The 8,915-nt window shown below is 59.9% G+C and carries 7 protein-coding genes; 1 reads left to right on the top strand and 6 read right to left on the bottom strand.

Annotated elements, in window-relative coordinates:
- Positions 1-47 precede the first annotated feature (47 nt).
- The 5 genes from dxs to FEM54_RS16760 all read right to left on the bottom strand — a co-directional run bounded on the left by dxs (position 48) and on the right by FEM54_RS16760 (position 4,285).
- Positions 48-1,946: a 1-deoxy-D-xylulose-5-phosphate synthase gene (gene dxs, locus FEM54_RS16780; protein ID WP_017136004.1), complete on the bottom strand. Its 1,899-nt coding sequence runs from the start codon at positions 1,944-1,946 to the stop codon at positions 48-50.
- Positions 1,947-2,056: 110 nt separating this feature from the next.
- Positions 2,057-2,944, bottom strand: coding sequence for a polyprenyl synthetase family protein (locus FEM54_RS16775; RefSeq protein WP_138452003.1), 888 nt, complete (start codon positions 2,942-2,944; stop codon positions 2,057-2,059).
- Positions 2,941-3,183, bottom strand: a complete 243-nt coding sequence (locus FEM54_RS16770) for an exodeoxyribonuclease VII small subunit (protein WP_003176346.1) — start codon at positions 3,181-3,183, stop codon at positions 2,941-2,943. Before FEM54_RS16770 ends, FEM54_RS16775 begins: the two co-directional genes overlap by 4 nt.
- Before the next feature lie 150 nt (positions 3,184-3,333).
- A complete protein-coding gene (locus tag FEM54_RS16765; protein WP_017136005.1) occupies positions 3,334-3,702 on the bottom strand; it encodes a MerR family transcriptional regulator in 369 nt (122 codons plus the stop codon).
- A complete protein-coding gene (locus FEM54_RS16760) occupies positions 3,641-4,285 on the bottom strand; it encodes an NAD(P)H-dependent oxidoreductase (protein ID WP_138452001.1) in 645 nt (214 codons plus the stop codon). Before FEM54_RS16760 ends, FEM54_RS16765 begins: the two co-directional genes overlap by 62 nt.
- Before the next feature lie 207 nt (positions 4,286-4,492).
- Here FEM54_RS16760 and FEM54_RS16755 point away from each other — a divergent pair, with 207 nt between their 5' ends.
- Positions 4,493-5,524, top strand: a complete 1,032-nt coding sequence (locus FEM54_RS16755; RefSeq protein WP_138451999.1) for a PDDEXK nuclease domain-containing protein — start codon at positions 4,493-4,495, stop codon at positions 5,522-5,524.
- A gap of 59 nt (positions 5,525-5,583) precedes the next feature.
- Here FEM54_RS16755 and FEM54_RS16750 read toward each other — a convergent pair whose 3' ends face one another.
- Complete coding sequence (locus FEM54_RS16750) at positions 5,584-8,754, bottom strand: hypothetical protein (RefSeq protein ID WP_138451996.1); 3,171 nt, start codon at positions 8,752-8,754, stop codon at positions 5,584-5,586.
- Positions 8,755-8,915: the final 161 nt, after the last annotated feature.

The following is an 8,915-nucleotide window of genomic DNA, read 5'->3' as shown; positions in this document are numbered from 1 at the left end:
AGGTGATGCTATCGCAGGCAAGCCAGCTCCCACATGTTATGAGTGTTTTACAGGCCCAGCAGCGCCATGCGCGCGCGCACCGAAGCCTCGATCCCGGCCTCATCCAGGCCACATTCGGCCAGCATCTGCGCCGGTTTGGCGTGTTCCACATACACATCCGGCAAGCCCAGGTGCAGCACCGACTTGAGGATGTTCTCCCGCGCCAGGAACTCACTGACTGCCGCACCGGCGCCACCCATGATGGCGTTTTCTTCGACGGTCACCAGCAGTTCATGGCTGGCGGCGATTTCACGCACTAAGGTCTCATCCAGCGGTTTGACGAAGCGCATGTCGACCACGGTGGCGTCGATTTTCTCGGCGACCTTCAGGGCTTCGGCCACTTGCACGCCGAACACCAGAAACGCGACCTTGCTGCCCTGGCGGCGCACGATGCCTTTGCCAATCTCGATCGGCTCGAGGTTTTTCTCGATTACCGCATTCGGGCCGTTGCCGCGCGGGTAGCGCACGGCAGCCGGGCCGTTGTACAGGTGGCCGGTGCTGAGCATCTTGCGCAGTTCGTTTTCGTCGCTCGGGGTCATCACCAGCATGCCGGGGATGCAGCGCAGGTAGGACAAATCGAAGCTGCCGGCGTGAGTCGGGCCGTCTTCGCCGACCAAACCTGCGCGGTCGATGGCGAACAGCACGTCGAGGTTCTGCACCGCCACATCGTGAACAAGCTGGTCATAGCCGCGTTGCAGGAAGGTGGAGTAAATCGCGACCACCGGCTTGGCGCCTTCACAGGCCATGCCGGCGGCGAAGGTCACCGCGTGTTGCTCGGCAATTGCCACATCGAAGTAGCGCAGCGGGAAACGCTCGCTGAACGCCACCAGGTCGGAGCCTTCCTTCATCGCCGGGGTGATGCCCACCAGGCGCGGGTCGGCGGCGGCCATGTCGCACAGCCATTCGCCAAACACGCCGGAATACTTCGGCCCGCTGGCTTTTTTCGGCGCAGCGGCGGGCGCATCCACGGGTTCGAGCTTGGTGATGGCGTGGTAACCAATCGGGTCGACTTCTGCCGGAGCGAAGCCTTTGCCTTTTTTGGTGACGATATGCAGGAACTGCGGGCCCTTGAGGTCACGCATATTGCGCAGCGTGGCGATCAGGGTCGGCAGGTCATGGCCGTCGATCGGGCCGATGTAATTCCAGCCCAGCTCTTCAAACAGGGTGCCGGGTACCAGCATGCCCTTGGCATATTCTTCGGTACGCCGGGCAATTTCCCACGCGCCGGGCAGGCGCGAGAGCACCTTCTTGCTGCCTTCGCGCATGCTGGCGTAGGTGCGGCTCGAAAGGATTTTTGCCAGGTAATTGGACAGGCCACCCACATTGCGCGAAATCGACATGTCGTTGTCGTTGAGGATCACCAACATATTGGCGTCCACTTCCGGCGCGTGGTTCAGTGCTTCAAAGGCCATGCCGGCGGTCAGCGCGCCATCACCAATCACCGCAATCGCCTTGCGATCGCTGCCTTGCAGGCGGGCGGCAATCGCCATGCCCAGCGCGGCGCTGATGGAGGTGCTGGAGTGGCCGACGCCAAAGGTGTCGTACTCACTCTCGGAGCGGCGCGGGAAGGCGGCCAGGCCGTCCTTCTGGCGCAGGCTGCCCATGCGCTCGCGGCGACCGGTGAGGATTTTATGCGGATACGCCTGATGGCCCACGTCCCACACCAGCCGGTCGTCCGGCGTGTCGAACACGTAGTGCAGGGCGATGGTCAGCTCGATGACGCCCAGCCCGGCACCGAAATGCCCACCGGTCTGGCCGACCGTGTAGAGCAATTCCAGGCGCAACTCATCGGCCAGGGTTTCCAGCTCGGCTTCACCCAGTCGACGCAGGCCAACCGGCGTGACAGCACGGTCGAGCAGGGGCGTGGACGGGCGCTTGCGGGGAATCTCTTGAAACGTCGTGGGCATCAGGCGAATCGTTATAGGTATAGAAGAGGCGGCAGTTTACCTCAAGCGGTGCAAACTGCCCACGCAGGGCGCCGAACTTGGCCGATATGCGGCGCGAAAGGCCGCGCTTATCAGTGGCGGCGTTCGACGATATACCGCGCCAGGTCGCGCAGTGGCTCGGCCGCCGCGTCGAAAGGTCGCAGGGCGTCCAGGGCCTGGTCGCGCAGTTCCAGGGCGTAAGCCTTGGCGGCATCAAGGCCCAGCAATGCCGGATAAGTCGGTTTGTCCCGGGCGATATCCGCGCCTTGGCGTTTGCCCAGGGTGGCGGTGTCACTTTCCACGTCGAGAATGTCGTCTTGCACCTGAAACGCCAGGCCGATGGCCCGGGAGTAAGTCTGCAGGGCCGCCAACTGCGCAGCTTCGGCGCGGCCACTGGCCAGGGCGCCCAAGTGTACGGCGGCTTCGATCAGCGCGCCGGTCTTGTGACGGTGCATATGTTCGAGGGCTTTCTGGTCGAGCTTGAGGCTGACCGAACCCATGTCGATGGCCTGCCCGCCGACCATACCGGCCGGGCCTGCGGCCAAGGCCAGGGCCGTGACCATGCGCAGGCTGATCTCGGCATTCACGCTGTTCAGGCGCGGGTCCAGCAAGGCGCTGAACGCCAGGCTCTGCAAGCCGTCACCGGCGAGGATCGCGTAGGCTTCGTCAAAGGCTTTATGGGTGGTGGGCTGGCCGCGACGCAGATCGTCATCGTCCATGGCCGGTAAATCGTCATGCACCAGGGAATAGGCATGAATCAGCTCAACCGCACACGCCGCGCCATTGGCGTGCTCGGCCGGCGCACCCAGGGCTTCACAGGCCGCATACGCCAGCAGCGGGCGCACACGTTTGCCGCCGTTCATCACGCTGTAGCGCATGGCTTCATACAAGCGCTTCATCTGCGGGCCTGGCGCTACGAACAAAGGTTCGAGTGCCGCATTGACCCGGGCCTGGCTGCTGGCCTGATACGCATCGATCATTCGGGCTGTTCCGCATCGAAAGGTTCTTCGGCCAACTCCCCGTCGCGCTCCAGCAACACCTGCACCTTCTGCTCTGCCTGCGCCAACGCGCTCTGGCAGTCGCGCGTCAGGCCGATGCCTTGCTCAAACGCCGTCAACGAGTCTTCCAGCGACAACTCGCCGTTCTCCAGACGCTCAACCAGGGTTTGCAGGTCGGCGAGGGATTGTTCGAAATCGAGTGCAACTTTTTTGCGGGCCATGGCGGCTAATCCGGTAGACGGTAAACCGGCGCGACACTAGCAGACATGGGGATTCTGGGCAAATGAGCGGGGCTGTCACTGGTCTGCCGTTGAGCCGAATAAAATGCTTATTCGGCTCATTTCGTGAGCCGATTAGGCATTTTATTCGGCTCAGCGCATACCGCAGTATTGCCCCTGTGCGTCCTTGAGCTGCGCTTCAAATGCCATCAACCCGGCCTGCATTTTCTGCAGCCCGGCAATCTGCCCGGCCAGTTCGCACTTCTTGCTGGCGATGGCCTGGTCTGCCCTTTCCCAAGGCAACGCATCGCCCTCGTGCCCGTGCAAAATCCCCTGCAACTCCTTGAGCTTGAACCCCAACTGCTGGGCGCATTTGATCAGCGTCAGCAACTCGACACTCTGCGCCGAGTAAACCCGATAACGCCCCGCACGCTGTGGCGCTGGCAGCAGGCCAATCGCTTCATAATGGCGAATCGCCTTGATGGTCGTGCCCGACAACTGCGCGGCTTTGCCGATGTACATGAAAACTCCTTTTTTCAAATAGTGCGCCGACCTGTTTGAGCCACGTGTCGCGCTGCGTTGCGGTTGATCCCAGTACAGGTCCGAACATCAGCGTCTTGGTCGGCTTGATGCCGCAAAAGGCCAGGGTCGTGCTGCGCATCTGATGAATCCCCGGCATGCGATAGACCCAGCGGTAATACCACGGCGGCGTGTCCAGGGTCACCAACAAATGGGCGGTGCGGCCCTGCAGCAGCTTATCCGGGAAAGCCTTGCCCTTACGGTATTTGAAGGCAAAGCCGGGTAGGAAAATACGGTCGATGAAGCCTTTCATCAATGCCGGGATGCCGCCCCACCAGATCGGGAAAACCCACGCCAGATGAGTCGCCCAGAGGATATCGGCTTGGGCGCTGAGCAAATCGGGTTCCAAGGCTTGGGGCAGGGCATAGCCGTTATGCAGGACCGGGTCGAAAGCCAGTTCGCCTAGCCGCAGGACGCGTACCTCGTGGCCGGCGATTGTCGCCGCGTGGATGTAGGTATCAGCGACGGCTGAGCAAAAACTGGTGCTGGAGGGGTGGCCGAGAATGAGCAGGATGCGCTGAGTCATGGTGCCGAAGCCTGAAAGTGGGCCTTTCAGGGTAGGGTGTGCTGTATAGGGGAGAGTCAAGGCACGGCCCAGCAATGCGTCGATTTGCAAAGGCCAGCAGGACGTTTCTGTGATCTGTGCAAGGCCCTTCCTGAAGCGCTCGCGGCCCCTTGTGACGGTAAAAACCACTGACTAGCCTGTGCCTCTCCAGTCAAGAGTGAAACGGGCATGAGCGAAACCTCCATCGGCTTGATCACGCCTCCTGTGGGCTACAGCGACTGGTTGAGCGACCTTAAACTGCGCATCCATACGGCCCAGCAGCGAGCAACGCTGGCGGTGAACCGCGAACTGGTGCTGCTTTACTGGCAGATCGGCCACGATATTCTGACCCGCCAGGCCGCGCAGGGTTGGGGCAGCAAGGTGGTTGATCGCCTTGCCCAAGACTTGCGCGCGGCCTTCCCCAAGATGAAGGGCTTTTCGCCGCGCAACCTCAAATATATGCGCGCTTTTGCCGAGGCGTGGCCGAATGCCGAATTTGTGCAACAGGCTGCTGCACAATTGCCGTGGGGCCACAATGTGGTGCTTCTAGACAAACTCCCCGGCCCCGAAACGCGCCGGTGGTACGTCGCCCAGGCAATTGAACACAACTGGTCACGTAGCACGCTCGTGATGCAAATCGAGCATCGCCTGCTGGAGCGCAGTGGCAAGGCCGTCAGCAATTTTGAAGACCATTTGCCCAAGCCCCAATCCGACCTGGCGCGCGAATCGCTCAAGGATCCTTATCGCTTCGACTTCCTCAGCCTGGCTTTGGATGCGCAGGAGCGCGATATAGAAAACGCGTTAATCAAGCACGTCACCGACTTCCTGCTTGAACTGGGCGCCGGCTTCGCCTTTGTTGGGCAGCAGGTGTTGCTGGATGTAGGCGGTGATGAGTTTTTCGTCGACCTGTTGTTCTATCACCTGAAGCTGCGCTGCTACGTAGTAATCGAACTCAAGACAGGCAAATTCAAGCCCGAACACCTCGGCAAGCTGAGTTTTTACCTGTCGGCAGTGGATGCTCAGCTTAAACACCCGCAGGACGGGCCCACCATCGGCCTGTTGTTGTGCAAGAGCAAAAATGAAGTGGTGGCTGAATACGCATTGCGCGACAACAACCGGCCGATCGGCGTGGCGGAGTATCAGTTGGTGGAGTCTTTACCGGCAGAGCTACAAACCAGTTTGCCAAGCATTGAGCAGATTGAGCGGGAGCTGGCGGGTTAGGTGCGTTTAACCGTTACAGCCTGCCGTTCAGGCAGGCTGCAACCGTTGAGTGGATAAAATCAGGCCCTTTCCTGCTTGCCCGCATCCATGTCCGTGCTACCCCAGGGCCGCCAGTCATCGGTATGCCGTTCACTGCCATGGGGGCCGCTGGAGCTGGTGCCGCCGGCCAGGAATTTTTCCCACAAGTTCTTGCTGTCGGGGTCGCTGTCCTTGTGCAGGTAGGGTGCCAGCCGCGTCAGGGAGCTGCCTTTTTTGTCTTCGGTTTCCTTGAAGTGTTTCCATTCGTCCGACTGGTACTCGAACATCGATTTGTCGTCCGGCGTGTCGCGACCGCCGTACATATAGGTGGCATAACGCGCGTATTCGAGCTTGTCGCCCCAGTCGTCCTTGGTCACGCCGGCAGCGGCGAGGTCTTTGAAGAACTTGCCTTGGGAGTCGGTGAGCTTTTGCATTTTGGCATGCTCGACCGCCTCTGCGATCAAGGTGCCTGCCACCCCGAAGATCACACCGGCCACGGCGAAAACCGGGCCAGCAATACGGGCGCCGATGGCGAGCCCGCGTACCACGGTGGCGGCAACATCACCGGCCAGTTTGCCAGCCAGGTGAGCGCCTTTGGGGGCGAACATCGCGATGGTATTGGCAATGGCCATACCAGTACCGGATGCACCCCCGCCCAGGGTGAAGGCTGCGTCGGTTTTTTCCAGTGCGGTCTTGGCATTTTTGAGTTTGCGTGCGCCGGAAACGATGTCCATCACGCCGCCGGTCAAATCCAGGCCGGCGCCGCCCATAAAGCGCAGGAACGAGCGCCCGGAGGCGATCGCAATCTCGGATTTTGACGCCGGGCTACCTTTGCCGGGAATGTCCTTGACACCCATGTGTTCGCCAAGGGATTTGGCCGCGTTGTCGTACTCCTTGACCTCATCGGCCGACAGGTTGCCCACGTCGAGTTTCTTGAGGGTTTCGGACGACTCTTTAACCTGGGTGCTGATGGAGGCAGCCAGTGCGTCGGATTTTTCGGTGGCTTTCTTGCCCCAGATATCCGGCAGGTTTTCGTCGATCAGCCCCAGCCATTCAGTGGCTTTGATTTTTGCCGGGCCTTTGCCGTCTTTATCCACGTCAGGTTCATAGGGTTTAGTGCCTCCCAGGGTTTCCACAATGTTCGAACCGAACTTGAGGAAGTCGTTAGTAAAGCTCAAGCCGGCGACCAGGTCTTTGGCGGCGGCGATTTTCTGGTCGTCGGTCATGTTGCCGCCGCCATTGGCGAGCTGCAGGGCGCCGCTGACCAGGTTCATGGTGCCCGCCATGGCACTCAGCCCGCCGGTGGAACTGGCGGTGTGCAACACCGTCTTCAGGGAGCCGGCGGCCGCCTCGCGTTTGTCGCCCAAGCCCTTCAACTGGGTGTCGACCACCTTGTCGATGGCTTTCGGATCGCCGCTGGCGGCTGCGAGACGAATGGCCGCTGCGATCTGTTTGTTTTCGGCCGGCGTCAGCCCTTTGATATGGCCGTCGAGGATGTCGATCTCATCCTTCATCTTTTTGTACATGTCGTAGGTTTTGTCGCCCTTGTCCAGGCCACCGAGGACGGCGTTGATACCGCCCTTGATCATCGTGAACGAGGCTTTCAACCCACTTTCGGCATTTTCCGGCGAAACCTTGTCGGGGTTCTCCATGTAGGTGTTGAGCTGGTGCGTCATCATGTTCTGGTCAAATGTCTGACGGCGTGCGGTGTAACTGTCCGGTTCGAGGATGCGCAGCGATTCAAAATAACGGTCTACGTCTAACTCGGCCATTTCGGATTTCTTTGGGTCGCCAGAGTCATTCATGGCAATTACATAGTCTTCGAAGTTCAAGTTGGCATCACGCGTGCCGTCTTTGAACAATGCCGGGAACACTTGCTCGCGAACTTCATTCAAGCGATCTTGCGACAAGCTGCCGACACTGTTCTTAAGTTCTACGTCGTAACGGTCTTTAATGCCTTCTTTGCCCATGAGTGTGGAAATTTCTTTGGCGAGTTTGTCCTCGTCGACCATCTCCTTGACGTCCTTGCCGTTCAACTTGGTCGGGCTCTTATCCGTTTCACGGTAAGTGCCGCTGCCCAGGTTGATACTCTCGGCGTAGCCGTACAGGTCATAGCCACTGTCGAGTGCGGCCTGGGCGTCCATCAGCTTGACGATCTTGGCTTCATCCGAGTCCTCGGTCAGCTTGCCGCTCTTGATGTCATCGCGGATGCCCTGCACAAAGTTCTCGGCCGTCTGGCCGCCCACGGTTTTGTCGTTGGGCAGCTCCATGTCCATCAGCCCTTCGGCGCCGAAGGTGGGGATGTTGTATTTGTCGCGCAGGGCCTGCACGTCCTGTGGCTCATCGGGTGGCGCGGCCTTGTCGGTGTGCGTCGCGTCCTTGACGTGCTTCAGGTCGCCCTTGAGGCTTGAGTAGCCGTACTTGCCGAAATCCTGCAAGCGGCCGGCCTCGGTGCCGTGCCGGGCTTCTTTGTCTTTGGTGAAGCCATCAATGCTGTCGTTGTCTTTGTTACGCGCGTCATAACCGGTCAGCAACTTGCCGTTTTCATCGATGCTCACTACATGTTCCAACACCTGGGTGGCGCGGTACGCGGCGTCGGCGTCGGTCTCGAAGTCGCCCACTTGCTTCTTGAGGTTGTCCTTCACATCGCTCTGGTTTCCGAGGTTTTTCAGCAGGGGCGTGGCGTCGATAATCTCCTTGGCCGAACGCGTGTCACCGTCGGGGCGTTTCTGTTTGTCGCCCAGGTCCGACTTGACCACTTCGCCGCGCAGGCTCGAATACCCATACTTGCCAAAGTCCTGCAAACGGCCCGCCTCGGTGCCATGCCGGGCTTCGCCGTCCTTGGTGAAGCCGTCGATGCTGTGGTTGCCGACCTCCTTGCCATCGGTGAGCTTGCCGTCTTCGTCGATGTATTCCACGTGCTCCAGCACCTTGGAGGCGCGATAGGCGGCATCCGCATCTTTATCAAAATCACCGACCTGTTTTTTAAGGTTGTCCTTCACACCGCTTTGGTTGCCCAGTTGGTCAAGCAGGGGCGTGTCATCGATGATCTGCTGGGCCGAGCGGGTGTCACCTTCGGGGCGTTTCTGGCCTTTGCCCAACTCGTCTTTGGGCGCGGCGGCGGCTTTTTTTACGGACTTTTCCCAGGCAGCGACAGAGCTCTTATTAGTGACCGCGGCGTCCTTTGGGGTCGTTTCTACCTTCGCTACCATGGTTATTCTCCTGATGTAAGTGTGGCCCGGCTATTTTTAAAGCGCGCAGGGCCGTACAACTTCCTGGTTAACTACCCGAGGCTGTTTATTTGATAACAAGAGGGCGGCCTTAGTTGGGTGGCCGCTGTGTATGAATGCTGTGAATCGCAACGTCACGGAAC

The organism is Pseudomonas edaphica, assembly GCF_005863185.1.
GTDB classification, from domain to species: Bacteria; Pseudomonadota; Gammaproteobacteria; order Pseudomonadales; family Pseudomonadaceae; genus Aquipseudomonas; species Aquipseudomonas edaphica.
The sequence above is the reverse complement of the archived record's forward strand: the minus strand, read 5'-3'. Positions and strand labels throughout refer to the sequence as shown.